The following is a 25,624-nucleotide window of genomic DNA, read 5'->3' as shown; positions in this document are numbered from 1 at the left end:
GGCGATCGGCGTTCAGGTGTCCACTCTGCATATGGCTCCTGCACAAATTCTGTGCAGGGCCACCGCGCGACCCTCGCCCTGCCGGATTCAACAAATTGCCCGGCGTTCCGCCTGCATGTTGATTAAATCAGATATCCCGATATACAGGGTAATTTCGGATATAGATTTTACATGGGCCGGACAATTTCATGAGTCGCAATTTTCTGGTGATTGAACCTGAGGAAGGCATTGCCGTGCTCAAGGGGCTTGCCTCCTCGGCGCGGATCTCGATGCTGAAACTGCTGCATGAGAAGGGGCCGATGAATGTCAACGAAATCGCCGCCGTGCTGTCGCTTCCGCAGTCGACCGTCTCGACCAACATCCAGGTGCTGGAGGATGCGGGGTTGATCCGCACCGAGAACCTGAAGGCGAAGAAAGGCAGTCAGAAAATCTGTTATCCGATGGCCGAAGAAGTGCTCGTCGTGTTCAAGAGCGAATATCGTGCGGTCAAGAACGACGCGATCGAAGTGTCGATGCCGATCGGGCTTTATACCGGCTTCGAGGTTACCGCGCCCTGCGGCCTTTGTTCGCCAGACGGCATCATCGGTCTGCTCGATGTTCCCAACACTTTCCTCGATCCGGACCGCATGAAAGCTGGTCTGCTATGGTTCACGCGCGGTTTTGTCGAATACCAGTTCCCCAACAATGCCAAGCTCGCCAATGCCGAGATCACCGGACTCGAAGTTGCGATAGAGCTGTCTTCGGAAGTGCCGGGTACCAGCGCCGATTGGCCCTCGGACATCACGCTGACGATCAATGGCGTCGATGTCGGCACCTGGACGTCGCCGGGGGATTTCGGCGACAAGCGCGGCGTCTTCACGCCCTCCTGGTGGAAGCTCAAGGGCTCGCAATACGGTAAGCTGAAGAACTGGCGAATTGCCAATGACGGCACCCATGTCGACGGCCTCAGGATTTCCGAAACCGGCCTCGCCGCACTCGATCTGAAGAGCCATCATTCAATCCGCGTCCGTATCGGCGTCAAGGACGACGCCAAGCGCCCCGGCGGGATCAATATTTTCGGCAAGGGCTTTGGAAATTACGATCAGGACATCCTGCTCAGGATCAAAACCGGTTGATATCATGAAACCGGGTTCTGAAGATAACGCAGCAATTTCAACTATCTGGCTTTCTGCTGTGCCAAAGCGTTCGTCTAATTGTCCTACATTTGGGTATTTTGGCTTGACGAAGGGCTACCAATTCCTCTTTGATATCGGGCAAGATGATTTAAATCATCGTTTGTGATATCGATGGGAGGAATGCATGAAGGCAGCCGTTACGGCTCATCCGCATTATGTCGTCTCGGAAATCGATCCGAGGCTCTACGGATCCTTCATCGAGCATCTGGGGCGGGCAGTTTACACCGGCATCTATGAGCCCGGCCATCCGACAGCGGATGCCAACGGCATGCGTCAAGACGTCATCGATCTCGTCAGGGAACTCAATGTTCCGATCGTCCGCTATCCCGGCGGCAATTTCGTCTCGGCCTACAATTGGGAAGACGGCATTGGCCCCAAGGAACAGCGCCCAGTGCGCCTCGACCTCGCCTGGCACACATCGGAAAGCAACGAAGTCGGCCTGCATGAATTTGCCGATTGGTGCAGCTCCGCCAACACCGAGATGATGCTTGCCGTCAATCTCGGCTCGCGCGGCCTCGATGAAGCCCGCAACCTGCTGGAGTACGCCAACCATCCCGGCGGCAGCAAATGGAGCGACAGGCGCATCGCCAACGGCCGCAAGGAGCCGTTCGACGTCAAGCTCTGGTGCCTCGGCAATGAAATGGATGGCCCTTGGCAGATCGGCCACAAGACCGCGGACGAGTATGGCCGGCTGGCGCATGAGACGGCCAAGGCCATGCGCGCCTTCTCCAAGTCACTCGAGCTGGTGGTCTGCGGCTCTTCGAATGCCAAGATGCCGACCTACCCTGAATGGGAAGCGACGGTTCTCGACCATACCTACAACGAGGTCGACTACATCTCGCTGCACATGTATTTCGACAACGAAGCCAACGACGCTCCGAACTATCTCGCCATGAGCGAAAAGCTCGACGACTACATTGTCTCGGTCGCCGGCGTCATCGAGTATATCAAGGCCAAGAAGCGCTCCAACAAGCAGGTCTACATCTCGTTCGACGAATGGAACGTCTGGTACCATTCCAAGGAGCAGGACAGGAAGATACTCGGCGGCAGCAACGGCTGGCCGTTCGCCCCGCCGTTGCTCGAAGACATCTATAATTTCGAGGATGTGCTGCAGGTCGGCCTGATCCTCAACACCTTCATCCGCCGTTCCGATGTCGTCAAGATCGCCTGCCTGGCACAACTGGTCAATGTCATCGCGCCGATCATGACCGTTCCGAATGGCCCGGCATGGCGACAGACGATTTTTTATCCCTATCTGTTTGCTTCTAACTATGGTCGCGGCAATGCGCTGGATCTCAAGGTGGAAAGCCCGACCTACAAATCCAGCGTTGCGGGCGACGTCGCCTATGTCGATGTTGCCGGCGTGCACGACAGGCAAACCGGCCACGTCACCTTCTTCGCCGTCAACCGCCATTCGAGCGAGGCAATCGAAACAGTGGTCGACCTCACCGGCTTCGGCGCGGCGGAGATCGTCGATCACCAGGTGATGGCACACGCCGATCTGAAAGCCGTCAATTCGGCCGAAAACCCTGGCAATGTCGGCCTCAGGAAGGGTGAGGGCGCCTCGCTCGCCGGCGGCAAGCTGAGCCTGTCACTGCCGGCCTATTCCTACCAGGTCATACGCCTGAGGCTCTGAGTTCAGGCGGATCATCGAGAAAGCGCAAACGCTGAGGAGGAGCGTCGACGTGACGGCCGATATCGAGATCAGGAACGTGAGCAAGCAGTTCGGTGCCATGACGGTGCTGGATCATCTGTCGCTCTCCATAAGGGCACGCGAATTCATCGTGTTCCTGGGCCCGTCCGGCTGCGGAAAATCGACGCTTCTTCGAATGATTGCCGGGCTCGAAGCTGTCGATAGCGGCGAGATTGCCATCAACAACGAGCGCATCGATCATCTGCCACCGGGCAAGCGCGGCATTGCCATGGTGTTCCAGTCCTATGCGCTTTATCCGCATATGACGGTGCGCGACAACATGGCCTTCGGGCTTGCGAATATCGGCGTACCAGGCAAGGTCATCGAGGCGCGCATCAACGAAGCCGCCCGCATCCTCGAAATGCCGCATCTGCTCGATCGCAAGCCGGGCCAGCTCTCCGGCGGCCAGCGCCAGCGCGTCGCCATCGGCCGTGCGATCGTCAAGGAGCCGAAGGCCTTTCTGTTCGACGAGCCGCTTTCCAATCTCGATGCGGCGTTGCGCACCCGCACCCGCATCGAGCTTGCCCAGCTTCACCAGCGGCTGCAATCGACGATGATCTTCGTCACTCATGACCAGGTCGAGGCAATGACGCTGGCCGACCGCATCGTCGTCATGAACAATCGCAAGATCGACCAGATCGGTACCCCGATGGAGATCTACGAACGCCCGGCGACCAAATTCGTCGCGGGTTTCGTCGGCGCGCCGGCGATGAACTTCGTCGATGCGACGCTTGACAGATCGGGCAAGAACGCCACGGCCAGATTTGCGGACGGCATATCGGTGCAGACCGAGATCGCCGCCAGCCAATTGACCGATGGCAAGTATACTTTCGGTATCCGCTCGGAAGACGTGCGCATCGTTGCGGCCGGACAGGGCAATGCCGACGGCGTCGTCGATGTGCTCGAGCGCCTCGGCGAACGCACCCTGATCTACGCGCGGCTGGGCGATGGCCAGCAGATCGTCGGCTCGGATGCCGGCAACAGCCGCGTCGCCGTCGGCGACAGAATCGGGCTTGCCTTTGACGGCCAGAAATCGCATCTGTTCAACGAGACCGGCCGCGCCTGGCATGCGAGAGAGGCCTGAGATGGCTGACCGGCTGGCGATGTCCCCGACCGCGACGCTTGCTGTCGGCGTCAGAGCCCCTACCGCCGACATCTATGCGCCGCAATGGCGAAACGTCATTTTCGTTGCGCCATTCTTGTTCTTCTTCACCACGCTGCTGCTCTTCCCGCTGCTCTGGGGGATGTGGCTGAGTTTCCACAAGGCCGACACGTTCTCGTCCGGAAATTTTGTCGGTCTCGGCAATTACGCCAGGCTGTATCACGACAAGGTCTTCCTGCAATCGATCTGGAACACCTTCTATTTCGTGCTTCTGACGGTGCCGACGCTGGCGCTGATCGGCCTTTTCCTGGCGCTTTGCCTCAACCGCCGCACGCGCACTGCCGCGGTTTTGCGGACGCTGTTCTTTTCCTCGTCGGTGCTGTCGGTCACCATCGTCACGCTGATCTGGCGCATCGTCTTCATTCCGAATGTCGGCCTGTTGTCGACGATCTACGGATGGTTCGGCGCAACGGCTCCGGCCTTCATTTCCGATCCCAGCCTGGCGATGGTCGGCATCGCCATTGCCACCATCTGGTGGTGCATCGGCCTGCCGATGATGCTCTTTCTCTCAGCACTCCAGCAGATCCCGCAGGACATTTACGAGGCGGCAGCGCTGGACAATGCCAATCGCTGGCAGACGCTACGGTCGATCACGCTGCCGTCGATCAAGCGAACCTTCATCCTGGTGATCATCATCCAGATCGTGCTGCAATTCCAGCTGTTCGGCCAGGCCTGGCTGATGACGCGCGGCGGTCCGAACAATCTGACCAAGCCGATCGTGCTCTATATCTACGATACCGCATTCCGACGCTGGGATCTCGGCCTGGGCGCCGCTGCATCGGAAATCCTGTTCATCCTCATCCTGGTCGCGGCCATGGCCCAGTACCTGGTGACACGCAGCAGGGGAGACCAGGCATGAGCGCCACAGCAGCTTCCATCAAGGGCCGGGCATTTGGCGACCATTTGTTATTGGCCCTGGTCATCCTGCTTTCGATCGTCATGATCGCGCCGGTTCTGTGGGTCATCGGCCTGTCACTCAAGGACAATACGGAGCTGATGGCCGATCCGAATTCGGTGTTTCACGCACCCTATACGCTGAAGAACTACATCAACACCGTCGGCACCTCGTCCGTGTTCATCTGGGTGCGCAACAGCATCATCGTCTCGGGCGGATTGACGCTCGGCACGTTGATCCTGTCGTCGCTCGCCGGCTACGGTTTTGCACGGCTGAATTTCCCCGGCCGAGACGTGCTGTTCGTGATCGTGCTGTTCGGCCTGGCGGTCCCGGAACAGGCCGTGCTTGTCGCCCGTCACCAGATTTTCAGCATGCTGAAGTTCCACAACACCTATCAAGGGCTCATTCTGCCGGGCCTTTCAGCTCCGTTCGGTGTCTTCCTGATGACCCAGTATTTCAAGGCCATCCCGAAGGAGCTGGACGAAGCCGCCATGCTCGATAACGCCGGCCGGCTCAGAATTTTCTGGAAGGTGCTTCTGCCGCTCACGCTTCCTGCGCAGGCGACGCTCGGCATCTTCACCTTTCTCGGCGCCTGGAACGACTACTTCTGGCCGCTGATTTCGGCGACGAAGAAGGACATGTTCACGCTGACGGTCGGCATGGCCTCGACCCAGACCAACTTCGCCCAGTCCGAAGGCATCGGCTTCCTGATGGCGCAGGCGGTGTTCGCCGGTGCCCCGATCCTGATCGTCTACCTGTTCTTCCAGAAATACATCGTCACGGCGGTCTCCGGCGCTGCGGTGAGATAACGAAGATTGCCTGACGGCCGGGGGAATGCGCAGCGATTGAAGCACGAAAGCCAATCCAGGGTGGAGCGGCGGAAACTCAGTAGGAGGAACTGATATGAAACTGAAGAAAATACTGTTTGCCGCAGTCTCTGCGGGCGCAATGATGCTCGCAAGTCCAAGCTTCGCGGCCACGGAGCTGAGCGTGCAGCGCTTTTTCGGCGCCTGCGATGCCGATTTCGGCACCAACACCGATGCCACCAAGGCCGTTGGCGAATGCGGCATCATCACCTCGCTAATCAACAAGTTCAACGCCGACAATCCCGATGTCCACGTCAACGTCACCACCGTGGAATGGCCCGGCTATGATCAACTGACCGCGCAGTTCGCTTCAGGCGACGCTCCGGACATCGTCACGATCCATGAATCCGTACTGTCGGATTATCAGTCGAAGGGCCTGTTGATGCCGCTCGACGATCTCTTGAAGTCGGTCGGCGTGACACCCGACGCCTTCACCGACGCGGCACGCAATGGCGCCACCAAAGACGGCAAGGTCTATGGCCTGCCGATCGACAGCTGGACGATGCTCTATCACGTCAACATGGATCTTTTCAAACAAGCCGGCCTCGTCAATGCCGACGGCACGCCGATTTTTCCAAAGTCGCCCGAGGAACTGCTCGCCCAGGCCGAACAGTTCAAGCAGAAGACGGGCAAGCCTTATTTCGTCCAGAACCTGACCAATGAGACTGCACTCTACACACGCAACCTCTACACCTATCTTTTCCAGCAGGATTCCGATTTCTTCGCCGATCCGAAGCATGTGAAGTTGAATACGCCGGAAGCCAAGAAGGTCGTCGAGATGTACAAGGCGATCTTCGAGAAGGGCTACACCACCAAGGATCTCGATTATGGCGGCTCGATCAACGCCTTCCTTGCCGGCGAGGGTGGCGTCCACCTTAACGGCACCTGGGTGGTCGGCGATTACAACGCCCAGTCCGAGACCAAGGGTACGGCGCTCAACAAGGGCGGCTATGCGGTCTATCCGTATCCGCAGCTGTTTGGCGGCGCCCACGCCCAATATGCCGACGGCCACACCTGGGCCGTTTCGCAGAAAGACCGCACGCCTGAACAGATCGCGGCCATCGGTAAATTCCTGAAGTTCTTCGCCGACAACGACTTCGAATGGTCACGCACCGGTCACCTGCCGGCCTATAAGGCCGTCATCACCTCGGACGTCTTCAAGGCCCTGCCGCATCGCAACACGATCTCTGCGGTCGCTGATCTCGGCAAGCCGCTGCCGTCCGCCGTACAGCGTCAGTTTGCGATCCAGGACATTATCGGCGAAGAGATGAGTGCAGCAATCAGTGGCCAGAAGGACGTCGACACCGCCCTTGCCGACATGGAAAGCCGCGTCAACGAATTGCTCGCCAACATCTGACCACCGGTTTCGAAAGGCCCTCCCAAGGCTCCCGCGGCTGGAAACGGCCGCGGGTTTTTGGTGAGGCAGTGATTATTGTCCTCGAATTGCGAGACTTGCCGGTGGCAACCGGCTCAAGCACGCCAACCACGGCGCCGCAACCTCGGCAGCAGCCGACGCAAGCCCTGGCCGGAGGATTCGGTTAGAACGCCGCGGCCATGGGCATTGCGACCTTGTTGGGGATCTGGATGTCGATCTCCAATCTCGACGTCGTTTCGCCGTGATCCATGCTCACCTGCAGGAAATCCTGGTCGACCTGAACATGCCGGGCGATCACCGCCATGATCTCCTCGCGCAACACCGAGACGAGATCGGGCTGGTTGCGGCTTCGACGCTCGTAAGCCAACAGCAGTTGCAAGCGCTCGCGCGCCACCGGCGCGCTGCCGCGGCGCTTGAAGATATCGAGCAGGTTCATGCTGCCCTCCTTCCCAACAGCCGGTCGAGGAGGCCCCTCCGCTCGAAAGGCAGAATGACCGGCAGGTCCTCGCCCTCGAGTCTTCTTGCCGCGTCGATATAGGCGCGTGCGGCGGGGTTAGTGTTTTCGCTGAGCGTAACCGGCGCGCCCACATTGGATGCGCGCAGCACGTCCTGGCTCTCGGGAATTATTCCCAGCAAGGGCGTCGACAGGATCTCGAGCACGTCATCGATGCTCAGCATCTCGCCGCGGGCAGCGCGCGCAGCATCGTAGCGCGTGACGAGGACGTGTTTGACAATCGATTCACCTTGCTCGGCTTTCATCGTTCTAGAGTCGAGCAGGCCGATGATGCGATCGGAATCGCGGACCGAGCTCACTTCCGGGTTGGTGACGATTACCGCCTCGTCGGCAAAGCGCATGGCAAGTTGCGCGCCCCGCTCTATGCCGGCTGGGCTGTCGCAGAAGACGTAGTCGAAAACCGATCGCAGCTTGTCGATGACATCGGCGACGCCTTCCTCGGTGAGAGCATCCTTGTCGCGCGTTTGCGAGGCCGGCAGCAGGAACAGCGTTTCGAGTCGCTTGTCACGGATCAGCGCCTGCGAAAGCTTGGCGGTTCCCTGAATGACGTTGACGATATCGAAAACAACGCGCCGCTCGGCACCCATGATCAGATCGAGGTTGCGCAGGCCGACGTCGAAATCGACGAGAGCCACCCGCTTGCCGGTTTTCGCGACCGCGGCGCCGAGAGCGGCCGTCGAGGTCGTCTTGCCGACACCCCCTTTGCCGGATGTGACAACCACTACCTTGCCCATATTTGTGCCTCCAATGTTGTTAGTTGAGCGGTGCGACGCAAAGTGCGCCGTCCTCGAGAAAGGCCTGTACCGGCCTTCCTCGCGAGGAGGCGTCCATCTCCTCGGCAGTGCGGTACCAGCCGTCCACCGCCAGAAGTTCGGCTTCGTTTTTCCGGCAAAAGATGCGAGCCGCGGAATTTCCCGTGGCGCCGGCGAACGCACGTCCACGCAGCGTGCCGTAGACGTGGATCGATCCTCCGGCGACGATCTCGGATCCGGAACTGACGGAGCCGACAATGACCACATCGCCATCGGGGTGAAAGATCGACTGGCCGGAGCGGATCGGTGCCTTGATCATCAATGAGTTCGGCGCCTGCGGTTCTTCCGTCTTGGCCTCAGCGGCGGCCTTCGGGTCCGGCTGCACGTAAAGCGCATCAGCGGTGGCCTCCTTGGCGCCAACGAGGAGCGGCGGCAGATCGGCACCGAGAGCAACATTGCCATCGGCCTCGATCGCGTAAATGCGAATCCCGCGCTCCGCGAGTTGTAAGACCAGATCCCGCATCTCGCCCACCTCGGGCTTGAGTATATTCAGATCGAGCACGACCGGGCGGCCGGCAAAGAAGCCGGGAGAGTTTTCGGTCCAGTGATCGAGGCTTTGCAGCCATTCCCCTAGCGGAGCCTCAGGGGTGAGGGTGAAGGATACAAACGAGCGCGCTCGAAAGCGTATGGACTTGTTTTGGATGGGAGCGACGCAGGTCACAGAGGCGAGTCCTTACTGATTGGTTAAGGCTAGCCCGGCATGGTTAACGAAAAGTTAATGGCGGCTTCCCGAGGCGTTGGCGGAGGCATTCTTTTTGCCTCCGATCGTCCCGCCGGCGCCCTGCTTCCGATGCACGACGAGGTCCTCCTCGCGGCTGCCTGGAGGCGCCTCCAGTTCACGAGGTCGGCCGACCGGTGTATTGTTGTCGGAATGCCGGGCCTATTAAGGAGTTATCGATTTGACAAGCGTTGCTAAGGGGCCTGTCGCGGATCGCGGTCGCGCTACCTATGACCTTGGCGCGACCGCCATCTTTGCTTCCAAATCAGACCCGCGCTTTCACTATTGCCTGTATGTGCCTCCCGCGGTTGGGGAAGGGGCCAAAGTCGATCTGATGGTCGCTGTCCATGGCACCGGCCGCACCTCTTTTCTTGGATTCCGCGACGCGTTTTCCGAGTTCGGACGCTGGAACGGCTGCGCCGTTTTGTGTCCGCTGTTTCCAATCGGCGTTCTCGGGGATGATGCCCGCAGCGGATACAAATATTTGCTCGAGGGCAACATACGCTACGATCAGGTGCTGCTCGCCATGGTTGAGGAGGTCAGCGCCAAATACAGTCAGGATTGGAGCGGCTTTGCCATGTTCGGATTTTCCGGCGGCGGGCATTTCACGCATCGTTTTGCTATCCTGCATCCCGACAGGCTCTGGGCGGCCTCAATCGGCGCGCCAGGCTCGGTGACCTTGCTCGATCCGACGCGTGACTGGTGGGTGGGCATTCGCGATCTGCCCGAGAAGTTCGGCATCACCTTCGATGCCGCAGCGCTGGCAAAAGTGCCTTTCCAGATGATCGTCGGCGACGCTGACCTGGAGACTTGGGAAATCACTCATGTCCAAGGCAGCATCCATTGGATGCCGGGCGCCAACGATGCGGGGCGAACACGGCCGGAACGCCTCATGGCATTGTGTCGATCGTTCGAGGAGGCGGCGGCGCGCGTGCGCTTCGATTTGCTGCCAGGCATATCTCATGAACGGGACGCGGTTCTCGATTCGGTCAAGGATTTCCTCGCCCAACAACTCAAGGAACGAGGGAATGCCTCACGATGAATTCGTTGCGCCCCAGCCCGTGAAGAGATTATCGCAATCAAAGCCCGACCACGTCGACCGCATCCAACCGCGATCTACTGGCAGTGCGTAACGACTAGAGCACCGCTTCGTATTGATCGCCAATCTTGTCGACTGTGAAATCCGCCGCCCTGTTTTTCAGCACGGCAGCAGGGGTGGGGTGGTCCAGCATCTCGGCCATCGCCTTCGCCAGGGCCGCGGCGTCACCGACCGGCACCAAGGTGCCGAAGCGGCCGTCACCGAGTATTTCGCGCGGGCCATGCGGAGCATCGGTGGAGATTACGGGGACACCGGCGGCCATGGCCTCGACCAAGACGTTGCCAAAGCCTTCGCTCGTGGATGTAAGGACGAACAGATCGGCTGCGGCGTAACAGGCTGCGGGATCGTTGACGTAGCCGGCAAAGAGTACGTCCTGGCCAATGCCGGTCTCTTCGGCATAGGCGTGCAATTCGGCAGCCAGCGGACCTTCGCCGAAGATAACAAGCCGGGCGGGGCGGCCGGCGCGCAAGGCAGCGAAGGCCCGCAGCAAAGTCCGGTGGTCCTTGACCGGCACCAGGCGCCCGGCGGTGGCAATGACCGGCGCATCGCCCATCGCCGCCAACGCTGCCTGCCAGGCATAGGAAGTCCCCGGCGGTGCTTCAGCCGGCGGCAGCGGGTTATTGATCACGACGACCTTCGATTCGGGGATGCCACGGGCGATGATGTCACGGCCGACACCTGCGGAAACGGCGATGGCTTTGGTTGCGCGCGCTGCAACCAGCGCGGAAAGCCAGATCGCCAGCCTCGCGCCGAGGCCGCTGGCAGGCAGCGATGCGGCGGCATGGAAGCTTGGAAAGAATTTTGCCCGGCTTCTGGCCAACATGAGTGACAGCGCCATCACCAGATTGGCGAATTCCGGGGCGCTATAGACCGCATCAGGATCAAGGCGGCGGAACAAATTTGCGCTTCGCACGATGCCTTTCAGCGTCGCCGACTTGGCGTAACCCTCGCCGCGCAAGAGAAGGCCGAAGTCGACCAGATGCACGGCAGCGGAACGCAGCGCGGCGTTAGGACCTTCCGCGTTCCAGGTAAAAAGCGTGACCTCGTGGCCACGCGACGCCAGTTCATTTGCCATCAGGACGAAAACACGTTCGGCGCCGCCGCCCCTCAGGCTGGCGATGTGGAAAACGATGCGCTTCGCCATGCCTTGCTTCAGGCTCGGCTGGCGGCAAGGCCTGATCGGTTCGGCGGCCGGCGCATGTCGCGGATGATGCCCATGCCGATGGCCAGCAGCATCCCCAGGGCAAAGCCTGCGAACGCTCCGGCGCCTGCTACCAGGGCAGTGCGCGGGGGCCATGAGCGCGCGGGCGGGGGCACCGCGGTCGAAATCACCTGTACGTTTGTGGTGTCGATCTGCTCGCGCTCGCTGATTTGGCGCGCACGTGACAGGAAGCTCTCATAGACCGCTCTCTTGGACGCGGCATCGCGTTCAAGTTCACGCAGGGCGACTTCGGATTCGCTGTCGGTGAATACATTGCCCTTCAGATCGTTCATCCTGGCGTTGAGAGAAGCCAACGAGGCCCGGGCCTTGTCCAGGCTGGCCTTTGCCGTGCCGACGGTGCGGGAGAACTCGGCCCGGAGTTGCGAGTTGACGGTCTCGAGTTCCGTCCTGAGCCTGACAATCGTCGGGTGGCGCGGACCGAAGGTCATCGACTGTGAGTCGATCTGCTGCCGCAGGCTGTTTGACCTGTCGCGCAGCGCAGCGAGCGCTTCCGAAACCGTGGGGTCGGGATTGGCCCCGTTGATACCGGAGGCAACCAGGGCGTCGTAGCTTGCCTGCGCGGCGATGACACGCGATTGCGCATCGACGATTTCGCCATTGAGCTGCGTCAGCGTCTGCGAACTGACGAGCTGGCCATTGCTGGACGACAGGTTGTGGCTGCGCCTGTAGCTCTCGACCTTCTCTTCGGCTGCCTGCACGTCGCTCTTGAGTTGGCCAAGCCGGCTGTCAAGGGCAGCCGCGGCACGGCTGGCGCCGGCAGCTTCGGCCTTAGCCAGTTCTTCCTGGAAGTTTTTGACTATGGCCTGCGAGATCAGGATCGCCTTGGCGGTGGTTTCCGCAGATACCGAGAGGGTTGTGACAAACGAGGTCGGATCCGCGATGGCGTCTACCCGGTCCGCCAGGTTCTTCAAGGCGATGAGCCTCGGGTCGGGCTTCGCCACAGCGCCGGACGAGGATGTGCTCCGGTCCGGATCGAAAAACTCCGGATCGTGAGTCAGGTTCAGTTCGTCCACCACACGGGAAAGCACGTTGCCCGAGGTCAGGATGCGCTGCTTGCTGCGCGTGCTGAGCAGCTGGCTATCGACCTGGCCCGGTTGCGAGTAGAGGTCGTTTTCCACAACCTGCAAATTGGATGGGTTGATGAGGACCTCGGTCGTGACGGTGTAACGCTGCTTGCTCAGCAGTGCATAGGCGCCGCCGACAATGCCGCCGACTACCGCCAGCATGAAGGCCAGGGCGAGGCCGGCCCGCAGCCAGACGAACAGGCGCCGAAAATCGAGCTCAAGGAAATCGCCGATCTTGTCCAGGGTCACCGTTGCGACAGGCTCTGGAGGTTGCGGCGTCACCGGCGCGGAGCTTAGCCCCGCGACTGGGCCATGCTGTTGCAGCAATGCCCTGCGCCGTGCATTGGCGATACGCTCGAATGCACTGTTATTGGAAGCCGTCGCGGAGATAGGGGGTGTGCCGGAACCGGCAGACATGGTGACAACCCTTGTTAAATCATTACGCTTGGCCTGCTCTACAGAAACATCGTTAACATCTTATTTTCCAAGTTGGCCCATTTTACCGCTCACGCTGTCCGTCCGGCGGACGTTGAAGGGGTCTCGTTGCCCGGAATGCTGTTTGAATACCTTCACCTGGATGGGCCATGAGCTATCCCGCTGCCGCATCGGAACGATTGTTGCCCAGTCGAGCGCGCCGTGAGAACGCGCTGTCGCTGCTGTTTTTCCTATGCGCCGCCTTCGCGCTCCTGCTTCGCTTTACGGTGTCGCCGCAGGTGATGAACATGGTCGTCGACTATACGGCCCAGGGGGGCTCGTTCTACGAGAAGCTGCATTTCGGCACCTATGCGATCTTCCTGGTCCTTGCCGTCGTTCTTTTCAGCCGACCGTTTCTGCTGCAGGGCGACGAAATTGGGATATTCAAAGCGTTGATTCGCTTTTCGGTGCTGATGTTCGCGCTGGTGCCCTATCTGTTCGTCACCGGCCGTGCGGGCTCCTCCGGGTTCATCATCGATTCTTATCTGGTGGCCGGCGCCGCAGGCCTGTTGATGCTGGCCTTGAACGCGGAAGTGCGGCGGGCGTTGGGCGACGTCGTGCTTGGAATGGTGATCCTCAGCGCTGTGCTCGGCACGATCGAAGCGGTGACTCAACATCGATTTATGCCTTACGGTCTCAACGAACTGCAGTTCAGGCCAATTGGCCTATCGGCGCACCCGCTGGCGCTAGGCGCGCTCTGCGCCACAGCCATCGGATTCGTGCCGCTGACGCGCTGGCGCATATGGGTGCGGGTGGCATCGATTCTCGTGTTGCTCGTCGGTTGTGCTGCGTCAGGCGCCCGCGCCGCCCTGATGCTCGCTGCGGGAGAAACCCTCATTCTGCTGCTGTTCGTGCCTTGGCCGCGCCTGACTCTCAAGCACCAGCGGCAGGCCAAGTCCGTGGTGCTGCTGTTCGCCCTGGTGAGCGGCGCAGTGCTGGTGGCCATACTATTCTCGGGCGGGCTGCTGAATCGATTCGGCAACACGATCTTTGACGAGAATTTCATGGCGCGGGTGACGATCTACCAGATATTCGGACTTGTTAGCTGGAAAGACATCCTGTTTGGCATGAACGTCGACGACCTCCTGGCGATCGTCAAAGAGAAGCTGCATCTGCCCTATATCGAGAGCGCTCCGGTGGTCATCACCATGCTCTTCGGCTTGCCGATAGCCGTGCTCTTCATAGTGCTGGTATTCTGGTTCATTTTTCGGCTGCTGCGCGCGGCGCCGCTGCCGGCATGGATCGGCACCATGACATTCCTGCTTGCTGCGCTGTCAAACAACGCGCTCTCGTCAAAAGCGCCGGATATTACGACTATCGTGGTGTTGCTGCTTGCTTATAGAAACGTGCCGTATAGAGACCAGCCGAAGAGCACGTCTTCGACCGCTGTCGCATCCGAGCCGAAACTGGATCGGCTTGGATAAGCGCAGGCTCCAGACGCATCAGCCGGCGCTATCCACAACCTCGACATTGCCTGCGCGATTGAGCGTGTGGATGCCCGCCCGCGCCCATGCCGGTCCTGGGCCGATCGGGTGGGGCGGCGCAAACAGGACATCGAAGTCGTCAAGGCGATCCAACCGCATCAACCCCAGGCCGCCGCCATAGGCTCTAGACCCGTTTTGCACGGGCAGCAGCAAAGCGTCGCCCTGGCGGATGAAAGCGCCGCCCGGCCGAGTGGCCGAGTGATCGACGGCGATGGGATTGAGCGCATGCGCGACCCAAGGCCCACGCAGCGCAGGGGCGGAGTAGACCGCCATCGTGTCGGACGCGCTACCGTGACCGAACCGCTCAGTCCCCAACAGCCAGAAGCGGCCGTCGGATTCGAGCAGCGTGGCGTCGTTGAAGTCCCTGTCCGTCATCAGCACGGTGTCGCGTACCCAGCGATCCGGAAACTGCACGGCACGGTAGAGCACCAGTTCTCGCGCCGTAGCGCTTTCAGGGATCATGAAAATCTCGCCGGAGTGAGCGAACACCTGCGGATATGACAGGTGATGCGCTTCCTCCAGCACCACTTTCGGCACGCCGAAAGTGCCATCGGTGCCAAGTTCAGCGACAGAAATCACCCCGCGGCCGGTGGAGTAGGGAAACTCCTCGACAAACAGAAAATGACAGCCGTCGCGCTCGAGAACGAACGGATCGGCGTAGAAGCGCTGCCCGTCATCGGCAAGCACGGTGAAGGGCTTACCATCCAGCTGTCCGGTTTCGGCGACGCCTGGACCGTCGATCAGCCGATAAGCAACCTGCCAATAGAAGGGGCGCCGACCACGTCGCAGTTTTTGCACGGCGCGGTCGACTAACCCCCTGCCGAAAAAGGGCAGATAGTGCCCGATAAATCCGCCTTTCTGCAGGGGCGGCGCCGGGCTCTCGGCAATCGGCGCAAGTTTGCCCGCGGAAAAGCGGGCGACACATTGGGCAATCAGGGAGATGGCGCCGGCGAGCAGGTCGTTGCTGGTTCGGGACAGCCACAACCGGTCGCTGATCATCGGCCGCGCCCTGGCGACGGCAACGCCGTCGAGGCGCGCGGTGAGTTCGGGCAGCCGCCCGCTCGCCAGCATCTCGGTCATGCCTGCGGCAAAGCTGCTTTGGCCGCAAAATTCGAGCGTCAGGACAGGCGTGCCGCGTCGTGCGGCGGTAGCCGTGAGATCGACTATAAGATCGACTGGGCCGGTGTCGCCGGACGGCAACGGCCGGGAACGGCTTGCCAGTGAGGGGCCGAAGCGCCGGCCCTCGAGCGCCAGCACATTATCCATCGTGCGCGCATTGGGTTCAGGCGTCGGCGCGCGGCAACTCGAAACCGCATGTCCAGCCGCACTCAACCGCGCCAGAAGCTCATTTTCCCAGCGCCGGGATGTGTCGGCGTGGCCGATGATTAAAATATTAGTCAATCCAATATATTCTTTTTCAAGACTACTGCCATAGACTACTTGTCAGCCCAACCTTTCACAAGAGTTAAACCGGGAGAACGCGGCCTTGGTTGTTAATCATATATTAAGAATTGAGATCACGAAGGCGCTTTCCGGCGCTATTATGACTCTTGCGGGCAATAGTCGGCATGTCCCGAAGGCTGCAGGCGACCAGGATCAGCGATGAACGTCCTTTCACGTCCAAAACTGCCATCCAGGCAGAAACTGTTGATCGTGTTCGGCACTAGGCCGGAGGCACTCAAATGCTTTCCAGTGGCGCGTGCCGCCCTCGCTCATCCAGGCTTCATCACCGAAATATGCATAACCGCCCAGCATCGTGAAATGGTCGACCAGGTTGTCGAGCTGACCGGCTTGCCTGTGCACCACGATCTCAACATCATGCAACCCGGCCAGTCGCTGTTCGATGTGACCTCGCGCGTGCTCCTGGGCATGGCCGAGGTGCTGGACAAGGCGAAGCCCGATATCGTCATGGTACAGGGCGACACCACCACGGCAATGGCCGCAGCTCTGGCTGCCTTCTACAAGCGTATCCCCGTCGCTCATGTCGAAGCAGGATTGCGCAGCCACAACATCAACTCGCCGTTTCCTGAAGAACTGAACCGCAAGATTGCCGGCGACATCGCCACCTGGCATTTTGCGCCGACCGTTCAAGCGCGCGACAATCTCATCGCCGAAGGAAAGGCCGAAAGCACCATCTTCGTGACCGGCAACACGGTGATCGACACGCTGTTGCATTTTTCAAGCGCGATCGATGCCGACAGGCTGATGAACGCGAAGCTCGCTGCCAGCTTCCCCTTCCTCGACCCTTCCAAGAAGATGATCCTCGTCACCGGACATCGCCGCGAGAATTTCGACGGCGGCATCCAGCGCATCTGTACGGCGTTGAAGGGATTGGCGGCGCGCGGAGACGTGCAGATCGTCTACCCTGTCCATCCAAACCCCAATGTGCGCTCGGTGGTCAACGCAGAGCTGGAAGGCGTGCCGAACATCCATCTGGTCGAGCCGCAGGACTATCTGCCGTTCCTGTACCTGCAGAAGCAGAGCTATCTGGTGCTTACCGATAGCGGCGGCGTGCAGGAAGAAGCGCCTTCGCTCGGCAAGCCGGTACTGGTGATGCGCGAAAATACCGAGCGACCCGAGGGGATCGTGGCCGGCACCGCCCGCCTTGTCGGCACCGATGTCGAGAAAATCCTGTTCAACGCCAATCGCCTGCTCGACGATCAGGCTGCCTATCGCGGCATGGCGGAACGACACAACCCATATGGCGATGGCCGGGCCAGTAACCGGATTGTTGAGGAACTGCTGCATCATGGCTGAAATCAAAACCGTTTCCGTAATCGGCATGGGATATATCGGCCTGCCGACCTGCGCCATTTTCGCCAGCCGCGGGCTCAACGTCATTGGCGTCGATGTCAACGGAGCGGTGGTCGAGAAGGTCAATCGCGGCGAAATCCACATCGTCGAGCCGGACCTTGACGGTCTGATCCAGAAGGTCGTGGCGAACGGCAAGCTCATGGCCTACAGCACGCCGCAGCCGGCGGACGCCTATATCATCGCCGTGCCGACCCCGATGACCCACGATCATAAGCCGGACGTGACCTACGTGCTCGCGGCGGCACGAAGCATCGCCCCCGTGCTGAAGCGGGGAGACCTTGTGGTATTGGAATCGACATCGCCGGTTGGAACCACGCGTATCATGACCGGGCTGCTTGCCGAGTTGCGGCCTGATCTCAAATTTCCTGTCCAGCATGGCGAAGACGCCGATGTGCTGGTCGCCTATTCGCCCGAGCGTGTGCTGCCGGGAAAGGTGCTGACCGAGCTGATCAACAACGATCGCTCGATCGGCGGATTGTCCCGCAAATCGTCGGAGCGGACCGCGGCACTCTATTCGACCTTCGTCACCGGCGACCTGTTCATGACAACGGCCGAAAGTGCTGAGCTGGTGAAACTGACGGAGAACGCGTTCCGCGACGTCAACATCGCCTTTGCCAACGAGCTTGCCGCCGTGTGTCAGGATCTGTCGCTCAATGTATGGGAAGTGATCGATCTCGCCAATCGACACCCTCGCGTGAACATCCTCCAGCCGAGCCCGGGCGTCGGCGGTCACTGCATTGCGGTCGATCCATATTTTATCATCGACGCCGCACCCAACAGCACGCGGCTGATGGCTTCGGCACGCCGGATCAATTCCGAACGGCCCATGTCGGTGGTCAGGGATATCGAGGCCTTGCTCGACCCCTCACGCAAACAGACGATCGCCTGTCTTGGCCTCAGCTTCAAAGCCAACATCGACGATTTGCGCGAGAGCCCGGCCGTCGAGGTGGTGAAACTTCTGTCCGATATCCCCAATGTGAAGATCATTGCGGCTGAACCCAACACAAATGCGCTGCCGCATGAGCTCGAAGGCAGGGGCATCGTGTTCACCGACGCACTTTCGGCCATCGACAAGTCCGATATCGTCGTCCTCCTGGTCGACCATCGGCAGTTCAATCTGGTCGATCCCGAAGCGCTCAAGGACAAGAAGCTCGTCGATACGAGGGGTCTGTGGACGTGGCGCAAGGCACGCAAGCCCGACGCCCGCATCGAAGGCAAGAAACCAGAGGTCGCACAAGTGACGCTTGCAAGGGAGCAGGCCGCATGAACGCGCACGCCCCGGCATGGGCGCAGCATTCCCTGTTGGCATCACGGCGCCGGGAGTTCCTTGGCGCACCGATCCATGCGCTGACCATGGCCGAGACACTGGCCATCGCCGACGAGGCGATGACCCTGGGGCGGCCGCTGCATCATGTGGTCGTGAACGTCGCCAAGCTGGTTACCATGCGCCAGAATGCCGAGCTGCGCGAGGACGTGGCCGGGGCGGACGTGGTCAATGTCGACGGCATCGGCGTGCTTTGGGGTGCACGTCTGTGCGGCGTCGCGCTGCCCGAGCGGGTGGCGGGCGTCGACATCATGATCAATCTGCTGAGCCTCTGCGCGAAGCGTGGATTCAGGCCGTATCTGCTGGGGGCCGAACAGCACGTTCTCGACGCGGTTGTAGCGAGACTTGCCAAGGACCATCCGAGCCTGGTCATAGCGGGGATGCGCAACGGTTATTTCAAGCCGGAGGACGAGGCTGGGATCGTCGCGGCGATCAACGCCTCGGGCGCCGACTGCCTGCTGGTGGCCATGCCGACACCGCGCAAGGAACGCTTTCTCAAACGCTACCGCGATGAACTCGCCTCAAGCTTCGTGATGGGCGTGGGCGGCAGTTTCGACGTCTATGGGGGCAAGGTTGCCCGCGCGCCGAAGCTGATACAGGCGGCCGGCCTGGAGTGGCTGTTCCGCGTCGTCCAGGAGCCGCGACGCTTGTGGCGCCGCTACTACGACACCAACACTGCCTATGCGGGACTGCTGTGCCGGGAGTTCTGGGAGCGTCGCTGGCGCCGAAGCGCCGGTTTATAGTTTCGCGTTCCCCCACAAAACAGGCGTTGACCCTGGACTTCGCTTTACGCGATCCGCAGCCGCGCCCGCAGCTGCGCGACGAATTGCGTCGCTGCCACAGGGTGGAACAACGAGGTCAGCCCGAAGAAAACCGCAGCACCGGCAGTGCCGCCGGCGACAAGCGAGAAGATCGCCGGCACGTCGCCGGCAACCATGCTGGCAAGTTTGGCGGCCACCCCTGTGCTGAGCGAGATGACTACCGAAACACCGATGTCGCGCCACGGCACCGGCACCGGCGTGAGCCGCTCGCTGATGATAATGCAGGTTATGGAGCCCACCACCGAGCCCCCCGCCAGCGCCAAAGCAGCGCCGATCTCTGCCATCGGAGGGATCAACAGCAGAGACAATGCGATTGTTGCCACAGAGCCGAAGAGATTGGCGATGATCAGCAGCCACGGCCGCTTGTGCGCGTGCACCACGACGCCATAGACGAAGCTGGTGAGGTTGGCGCACAGCACGCTGAAGGCAATGATCGGAAACAGCAGGCCGAAGCGGCCGTGATATTGCGAGGGCAGCATGAGCTCGGTGATATCGCTGCTGAGCGCGACCAGCATCGCTGCAATCGGCAGGCAAAGCCGCATCATCAAGGCCATTAACTGCGACAGCAACCGACCCGATGCCGCGGGCCCATCCTCGTCGAACCGGCTAACCACCTCGGGAAAGGCGCCCATGTTGATGGCGTTGGCGACCATATCGATCGGCTGGCGGGCCAGCGCATAGGCTGCCGCGAAGATCGCCACGGCGCTGGCATCGTAATAGAACTTGAGGAAAAGACGCTCCGCGCTGTTGAGCCCGAAGCCAACCAGCGCCATGATGATCAGCGGCACACCGAGCGCAAAGAAGTCCCTGTGGGTGAAGCGCGGCGGACCGGCAACGAGCCGTCGCGATGCCATGATGCCCGCCACGATGCCGGCAATCAAGGCGCCGAAACTCGAGCCGAGCGATACCGTCAGAAAGCTATCCTGGAAGATAAGGATGGCGCCGATCGGCAGTGCGAGTTGCAGCAGGGCACGCAGGGCTTCGAGCATCGAATAGACCGAATGGCGCTGCTGCATCTGCAGCACCGTCAACGCGAAGCGGCTGATGGACCCGGCGACCAGATAGCCGCAGACTGCGATCGCGAACTCGACCCAGCGTTCAGGCACGATCACCGCCGACGCGCCTATCGATATGACCAGCGCCAGTGCCGTGGTGGCAAGCAACACCTGCCCGGCCAGCATCAGGCTGCCGCGGCTGACTTCGCCCTTGCCGCCAAGCCTGAGCAAGGCGATGCGCAGCCAGTTGGTGACGGCAATGTCGGTCATTTCGCCGACGGTCACCACCAGGGTGAGCAGGCCATACTCGGTCTGGTCGATCAAACGCGTCACGACGACCAGCAGGAGCAGCGCCGAAATTCGCGTCAGCAGGATCGCCGGAGCATAAATGAGCGTGGAACGGAGCAGCAAGGGCGTGTCCCTGGAAAACTCACCTTCGACTAGCCGCCGACTGGCGGAAAATCCAGCCCGATGGCGCCGAAGGGTGAACAGATTCAGTTTGAACTAAAAGATTTGCCGTAAACCTTATCGGGAACGTTTGCTTTGCAGTTACCTGGTCTGTGTTATTTAGAGTACCATCATGTTGCAGCGCCTCATATCCGATCGAAAAATACATGTCCTGGTCGCGACGCCCTCGGGCGTTTCGGGGCAGGGCGGCATCGACCGCATCATGGGGGCGCTGAAGCAGGAGTTCGAACGGCAAGAAATCGCCGACATCGATGTGTGCTTCCTTGCCAGTCGTGGCCCGGGGCATGTCGGACTTTCGATCTTCTATATGCTCGGTTTTTGCTTACGGATGCTTAAAGCGCGTCTGGCTGGACGCGCCGATGTCATTCATATCAACATCTCAGTTTCCGGCAGCACCTACCGCAAGATGGTGATCGCCGCCTGCGCACGGCTGCTGTCGATACCCTATGTCCTGCATTTGCACGGGGCGCAGTATCAGACATTCTGGAAAGCCGACCGCGGTTTCATAAGCCGCCATATCAAAGCTCTGTTCGAGCATGCCGATCGGGTGATCGTTTTGGGCAGGCTTTGGCGCGATTTCGTCGCCAGCCGGGCGCCGGGCGCAGCCGGCAATATCGTGATCGTGCCCAATGCGACCGAAGTCCCGTCGCTGGCGCATGTCGGCGGCGGCGACCATGTGCATATCCTGTTCCTGGGCCGCATCGGCGACCGCAAGGGCGTACCGCAATTGCTCGAGGCACTGCACCGCATGAGCCCTGTCAAGAATTGGCGCGCCACGATTGCCGGCGATGGCGAAGTCGAGGCGGCACGGGCAAAATCGGCCGCGCTGGGGATTGCAGACCGGATCGCCTTTCCGGGTTGGGTGGGACCGGACGATGTCGCATCGCTGATTTCTTCGGCCGATATTCTGGTTCTTCCATCCTTCGCCGAAAATCTGCCGATGTCGGTGATCGAAGGCATGGCAGCCGGTTTGGCGGTGGTGGCGACCCCGGTTGGCGCCGTCGAAGACATAATCACCGACGGGCAATCCGGGCTGCTGGTGCCGCCAGGCGATGTTACAGCGTTGACCGAGGCGCTGAGCCGCCTCGTGGAGAACCCGGCACTGCGGGCAAAGCTTGGTGCCGGTGCCATGGCCGTGCATCGGGAACGGCTTGAGCTCGCCCCGTTTGTCGGCGCAATCTGCGATGTCTGGCGGTCGGCCGCGTCAAGCCGTCAACCGGTCAAGCGCTGAGGCCGACGATCGCGGCGGCGCGTCGAGCCTGAATTCGCGGTGGAATATCTCCAAATTCAACAGCGCCCATATCAGCTTTTCGTGGTCGGCGGCGCGCGTGGTGTGTTCGGAGACGATTTTATCAAGCTGTTTCGGGCTCAAATAGCTGCGGATGACGGAGTGAGGCGAGCAAAGATGGTCATGCACGTAGTTCCTCATCGATCCGCGAAACCATTCGGCGACCGGTACCTTGAACCCGACCTTGCGGCGGCGGAGAATTTCCTCCGGGAGGATATTGGCCATGCTGTCGCGCAGGATCTGCTTGCTGTGCAACCAACCCAGCCTGTGGCGATCGGGCAATTTGCTGACGAATGAAACCAGGTCTCGATCGAGGAACGGCATTCTTCCTTCGATTGAACCGGCCATCATCATGTGGTCGCCTCGTTCCAGGAGATTGTCAGGCAGCCACGATGTCTGATCGAAAAACAGCACGCGGCGAAGATGGGAAGCCGCAGCGCTTGACGAGAACGGAAAGTCGTTGCGCTCATAACGGCGATTTGCGGACGCGCCGATCAGGCAAGCGCGCTGCTGCGCCGAAACGGCTCCAAACCAGGAGACCATCCGGGCGGCAAAGTCCCTTTCGCCCGCGGTGCGGGCAAACGTATCGACCTTGGCCGACGCGCCCGGCATGGCGCGTACCAAAGGGGAAAGGACGTTATCGTGCAGCGAGGCTGGAACAAGCGACTGGTAGATCCCGGCCAGTGATTCCGCGCGATGCTTGGGATAGCCGCCGAGAATCTCGTCGGCTCCTTCTCCGGTGAGCACCATCTTGACGTCCTGCGAGGCGCGCTCCGACATCAGGTAAATTGGAATATCGCTGCTTTGCGAAACAGGTCCCCCGCGTTGGCGAACCATCGCGGGCAGGTGATCCATCAGATCGCCTGGCTGGATGACAAGTTCGCAATGATCGGTCTTGAAATGATCGGCAACGCGCCGGGCGAATCCAAGTTCGCTATAGGCTGCGTCGTCGAACCCGACGGAAAACGTGCGAATGGGCGTGGCGCTATGCCTGGCCATCAGGGCGACGATAGCCGAGGAGTCGAGTCCTCCGGAGAGAAAGGCCCCAAAAGGTGCATCGCTGCGCATCCTGATCTCGACGGAATGGTCGAGCAGTTCCAGAAATCGCTTCTTGGCGGTTTTTCCGTCGATCCGCTCGGTCAGGGCCGCCTGATCCGGAGGCGTATAGTAGCGCGTTTCCTTGACCACCCCTTGCGACCAGACAGCATAGCTTCCGGGATTGAGCTTGCGGATCTGTTTAAAAAGCGTGCGTGGTCCCGGCACATAACGCCAGTTCAGATACTCGTCCACCGCATCCAGATCGAGTTGCTGCGCATCTTGCTGCGCCGACAACAATGCGTTGATCTCCGAGGCAAACAGCAGCAATCTTTCGCTTTGCATGAGATAAAGCGGCTTTTCCCCGAAGGAATCCCGGCCGAGGATCAATTCCTGCCTCTGAGCATCCCAGAGTGCAAAGGCGAACATGCCGCTCAGCCGGTCGAACATGGACAAGTGCCACTGATCGTAGGCTCGGAGCAGCACCTCGGTGTCGGAGCGCGTTCGAAAATGATGGCCAAGGCCGATCAGTTCCTGGCGCAACTCGATGTAGTTATATATCTCTCCGTTGAAAATTATTTTGAGACGGCCGTCCTCAATCTGCATCGGCTGATTTGACTCAGGCGCCAAGTCAATGATCGCCAGGCGGCGATGGACCAATGCCAATTGCTGTTCGCCGGTATTCAGGTCCAATATCTCGGTGCCTTCGGCATCGGGACCGCGATGCCGCAATGCGTTTGACATTCTGGCGGCCCGCTCTTGTGGATTTTTAGCCCTTCGACCGATCCATCCGGCAATTCCACACATTGTTCCCCCTAGGCGCGCGCATTCCTCACTTCAGTACAACAAATGTGTTAAACACTTCGTGCCAATACAACCCAACCGGGAGAAAGCTGCCACGGGCCGTTCCTCGATCGAGCCTGGCGGTCAGGGGTTGCCACCGGTTGTTCGCTGGTGAGGGCGAGTGACGGCACCTATGGCAGGCCCAATGCCTGCAGCATCTCCGGGTCGGGAACCGGGGGACCATCGGGCGGGATGAGGCTCATCCCATAGGGATTGGAGAACTCCCAGACAGACCATGGGATCGCGAAGCGTTCGGCCTCTCGGCGCACTGCCTTGAGATAGCGCGAACGGTCGGCCTCAAAGGCGCCCATGCGGCCGTCCGCGGACATGAGGATAGCGCCGAATTCGCCCATGAAGAGCCGCCGGCTGGGAATGCCATGGCCTTCAGCCCAGTCGACAGCCTGGCGAAAGCTCGCCTCCAGTTGGCTCTGGCCCGAGTTCTGCTCGAAATAGTTCGCGATTGCTTGGCGCGCGGTGGCCATGTTCATGACCTGCTCGACCCTGCTCAAGCCGGCAGCTTCCATCCGCGCTCTAAGGGTTTCGGTCACCACTTCGGGTGTACTGCTGTCGGCCGGCCAGGGAAGTCCCGAAGCAAAGCTGATCGTGTCATCGGGCCGCTGGTGGGTGAAGCTGTGCGGCTCATACATATGGAAGCTGTAATAGAGGTTTGGGTCATCAAAGCTGGGGCTGAGGTTGACCAATCCGGCAATGCTGCCGCCGCAGGCGCCGGTTGCAACGATGGTAAGTTCGCTGCTGACCGCTCGAATGTCGTGGACGGTCCCTGCCATGATCCGCTGCCAGTGATCGCTGCCGCTCGCATCGCAAGGGTAGTATGCGGGCTCGTTGTAAGGTTCGAGGGCGACTTTGTCGGTGCCTATCTTGACCAGCATGACGGCGACCGCCACAACCATTTGACGATAGCGGGCAACGCCCTCGCTGTCGGCGCCGCCATAGATCATCTCCATGCTGTAGTCGGGAACCTGAGTGACGCCATGCAGGTCGAAAACCACCTTGAGGCCGGTCGACGTGATCCGCTCGACGGCGGCGGCAAGTATGTCCAGCGCCTGCTGCCGCTTGGCGTCCCCGCTGGCAAGCAGCGGGCCGGGATCGACGCTCAGCCGGACGAAGTCGAAGCCCATCGATCGGATGTGGGCAAACACCTCCCCGGCCGGCCAGTCGGTGAGCGGCCTGCTTTCCGCAAGCCACTCCTTTTCGCTGCGATAGGGCGGCCAAACGTAGGTTCCGTCTTTCGCCACCGGCGACCAGTTGAGCCACTGATGCACGCCAACGCCGCGCTTGAGAGGGATGGGCTCTGCCTCGGCCGCCACAAGCAAGGCGAGCACCCAGGCAACAACATACACCGCTTTTCGCATCGCTCCCTCCGCATGCTCGCGGGAGATATTAACCGCAACGAACGGGAAAGAAGATTGCCGGCCCGCAGCTTTTCGACGGCATGGTATACAAGGACCGAAACGTTGACGGG

At 60.6% G+C, this 25,624-nt stretch carries 21 protein-coding genes; 12 read left to right on the top strand and 9 right to left on the bottom strand.

The annotated features are described in order from the left end of the window. Positions 1-188 precede the first annotated feature (188 nt). The 6 genes from NKJ20_RS19550 to NKJ20_RS19525 all read left to right on the top strand — a co-directional run bounded on the left by NKJ20_RS19550 (position 189) and on the right by NKJ20_RS19525 (position 7,148). A complete protein-coding gene (locus NKJ20_RS19550) occupies positions 189-1,115 on the top strand; it encodes an ArsR/SmtB family transcription factor (RefSeq protein WP_352449660.1) in 927 nt (308 codons plus the stop codon). A 184-nt stretch (positions 1,116-1,299) separates the two neighbouring features. Beyond that, positions 1,300-2,811 carry an arabinosylfuranosidase ArfA gene (arfA, locus tag NKJ20_RS19545; protein WP_352746168.1) on the top strand — a complete coding sequence of 504 codons (1,512 nt, stop codon included), beginning with the start codon at positions 1,300-1,302 and terminating at the stop codon, positions 2,809-2,811. Positions 2,812-2,860: 49 nt separating this feature from the next. Then, entirely contained in the window at positions 2,861-3,952 is a 1,092-nt protein-coding gene (locus NKJ20_RS19540) for an ABC transporter ATP-binding protein (protein ID WP_352746165.1), read from the top strand. 19 nt (positions 3,953-3,971) lie between these two features. Then, positions 3,972-4,889 (top strand): carbohydrate ABC transporter permease, encoded by a 918-nt coding sequence (locus NKJ20_RS19535; protein ID WP_051406145.1) that lies wholly within the window; start codon positions 3,972-3,974, stop codon positions 4,887-4,889. Beyond that, positions 4,886-5,734 (top strand): carbohydrate ABC transporter permease, encoded by an 849-nt coding sequence (locus NKJ20_RS19530; RefSeq protein WP_352746162.1) that lies wholly within the window; start codon positions 4,886-4,888, stop codon positions 5,732-5,734. Before NKJ20_RS19535 ends, NKJ20_RS19530 begins: the two co-directional genes overlap by 4 nt. A 94-nt stretch (positions 5,735-5,828) precedes the next feature. Further along, positions 5,829-7,148 (top strand): ABC transporter substrate-binding protein, encoded by a 1,320-nt coding sequence (locus NKJ20_RS19525; protein WP_352746159.1) that lies wholly within the window; start codon positions 5,829-5,831, stop codon positions 7,146-7,148. 181 nt (positions 7,149-7,329) lie between these two features. On the opposite strand, the gene minE is transcribed toward NKJ20_RS19525, so the two are convergent. From minE to minC, 3 genes are read right to left on the bottom strand one after another with little or no spacing between them, the layout of a single operon-like run. Next, positions 7,330-7,602, bottom strand: coding sequence for a cell division topological specificity factor MinE (minE, locus tag NKJ20_RS19520; protein WP_023677151.1), 273 nt, complete (start codon positions 7,600-7,602; stop codon positions 7,330-7,332). Continuing rightward, a complete protein-coding gene (gene minD / locus NKJ20_RS19515; protein ID WP_023677152.1) occupies positions 7,599-8,414 on the bottom strand; it encodes a septum site-determining protein MinD in 816 nt (271 codons plus the stop codon). The genes minE and minD overlap by 4 nt, the downstream gene beginning before the upstream one ends. Before the next feature lie 19 nt (positions 8,415-8,433). Continuing rightward, positions 8,434-9,153 (bottom strand): septum site-determining protein MinC, encoded by a 720-nt coding sequence (minC, locus tag NKJ20_RS19510; protein ID WP_352746156.1) that lies wholly within the window; start codon positions 9,151-9,153, stop codon positions 8,434-8,436. Between the two features lie 238 nt (positions 9,154-9,391). Here minC and NKJ20_RS19505 point away from each other — a divergent pair, with 238 nt between their 5' ends. Continuing rightward, on the top strand, positions 9,392-10,252 hold the full coding sequence (locus NKJ20_RS19505; protein ID WP_352746155.1) for an alpha/beta hydrolase: 861 nt from the start codon (positions 9,392-9,394) through the stop codon (positions 10,250-10,252). A 94-nt stretch (positions 10,253-10,346) separates the two neighbouring features. On the opposite strand, the gene NKJ20_RS19500 is transcribed toward NKJ20_RS19505, so the two are convergent. Together NKJ20_RS19500 and NKJ20_RS19495 are read right to left on the bottom strand one after the other, a co-directional pair. Then, the gene (locus NKJ20_RS19500; RefSeq protein WP_352746152.1) at positions 10,347-11,453 is read right to left on the bottom strand and encodes a glycosyltransferase; all 1,107 of its coding nucleotides are present in this window, start codon (positions 11,451-11,453) and stop codon (positions 10,347-10,349) included. Between the two features lie 8 nt (positions 11,454-11,461). After that, entirely contained in the window at positions 11,462-13,012 is a 1,551-nt protein-coding gene (locus NKJ20_RS19495) for a GumC family protein (protein WP_352746150.1), read from the bottom strand. 167 nt (positions 13,013-13,179) lie between these two features. Here NKJ20_RS19495 and NKJ20_RS19490 point away from each other — a divergent pair, with 167 nt between their 5' ends. After that, positions 13,180-14,493 carry a VpsF family polysaccharide biosynthesis protein gene (locus NKJ20_RS19490; protein WP_352746149.1) on the top strand — a complete coding sequence of 438 codons (1,314 nt, stop codon included), beginning with the start codon at positions 13,180-13,182 and terminating at the stop codon, positions 14,491-14,493. Positions 14,494-14,511: 18 nt separating this feature from the next. On the opposite strand, the gene NKJ20_RS19485 is transcribed toward NKJ20_RS19490, so the two are convergent. Then, the gene (locus NKJ20_RS19485; protein ID WP_352746146.1) at positions 14,512-15,954 is read right to left on the bottom strand and encodes a glucosamine inositolphosphorylceramide transferase family protein; all 1,443 of its coding nucleotides are present in this window, start codon (positions 15,952-15,954) and stop codon (positions 14,512-14,514) included. A 201-nt stretch (positions 15,955-16,155) separates the two neighbouring features. On the opposite strand from NKJ20_RS19485, the gene wecB reads away from it, so the two are divergent. Genes wecB through NKJ20_RS19470 form a run of 3 tightly spaced genes read left to right on the top strand, consistent with a single transcriptional unit; the run spans position 16,156 to position 19,434 of the window. After that, entirely contained in the window at positions 16,156-17,310 is a 1,155-nt protein-coding gene (gene wecB, locus NKJ20_RS19480) for a non-hydrolyzing UDP-N-acetylglucosamine 2-epimerase (protein WP_352541699.1), read from the top strand. Beyond that, the gene (gene wecC, locus NKJ20_RS19475) at positions 17,303-18,634 is read left to right on the top strand and encodes a UDP-N-acetyl-D-mannosamine dehydrogenase (protein ID WP_352541698.1); all 1,332 of its coding nucleotides are present in this window, start codon (positions 17,303-17,305) and stop codon (positions 18,632-18,634) included. The genes wecB and wecC overlap by 8 nt, the downstream gene beginning before the upstream one ends. Beyond that, entirely contained in the window at positions 18,631-19,434 is an 804-nt protein-coding gene (locus tag NKJ20_RS19470; RefSeq protein WP_352746144.1) for a WecB/TagA/CpsF family glycosyltransferase, read from the top strand. Before wecC ends, NKJ20_RS19470 begins: the two co-directional genes overlap by 4 nt. A 44-nt stretch (positions 19,435-19,478) precedes the next feature. On the opposite strand, the gene NKJ20_RS19465 is transcribed toward NKJ20_RS19470, so the two are convergent. Continuing rightward, positions 19,479-20,918: a lipopolysaccharide biosynthesis protein gene (locus NKJ20_RS19465; RefSeq protein WP_352746142.1), complete on the bottom strand. Its 1,440-nt coding sequence runs from the start codon at positions 20,916-20,918 to the stop codon at positions 19,479-19,481. A gap of 169 nt (positions 20,919-21,087) precedes the next feature. On the opposite strand from NKJ20_RS19465, the gene NKJ20_RS19460 reads away from it, so the two are divergent. After that, complete coding sequence (locus tag NKJ20_RS19460; protein ID WP_352746139.1) at positions 21,088-22,206, top strand: glycosyltransferase family 4 protein; 1,119 nt, start codon at positions 21,088-21,090, stop codon at positions 22,204-22,206. Here NKJ20_RS19460 and asnB read toward each other — a convergent pair. Both asnB and NKJ20_RS19450 read right to left on the bottom strand, forming a co-directional pair. After that, positions 22,180-24,105 (bottom strand): asparagine synthase (glutamine-hydrolyzing), encoded by a 1,926-nt coding sequence (gene asnB / locus NKJ20_RS19455; RefSeq protein WP_352746137.1) that lies wholly within the window; start codon positions 24,103-24,105, stop codon positions 22,180-22,182. The two genes, NKJ20_RS19460 and asnB, sit on opposite strands and share 27 nt — an antisense overlap. A gap of 167 nt (positions 24,106-24,272) precedes the next feature. Beyond that, positions 24,273-25,514 carry a glycoside hydrolase family 5 protein gene (locus NKJ20_RS19450; protein WP_352746135.1) on the bottom strand — a complete coding sequence of 414 codons (1,242 nt, stop codon included), beginning with the start codon at positions 25,512-25,514 and terminating at the stop codon, positions 24,273-24,275. Positions 25,515-25,624: the final 110 nt, after the last annotated feature.

Source organism: Mesorhizobium sp. M0185 (assembly GCF_040322175.1).
GTDB lineage: Bacteria > Pseudomonadota > Alphaproteobacteria > Rhizobiales > Rhizobiaceae > Mesorhizobium.
This window is presented reverse-complemented; position numbering and strand designations above follow the sequence as displayed.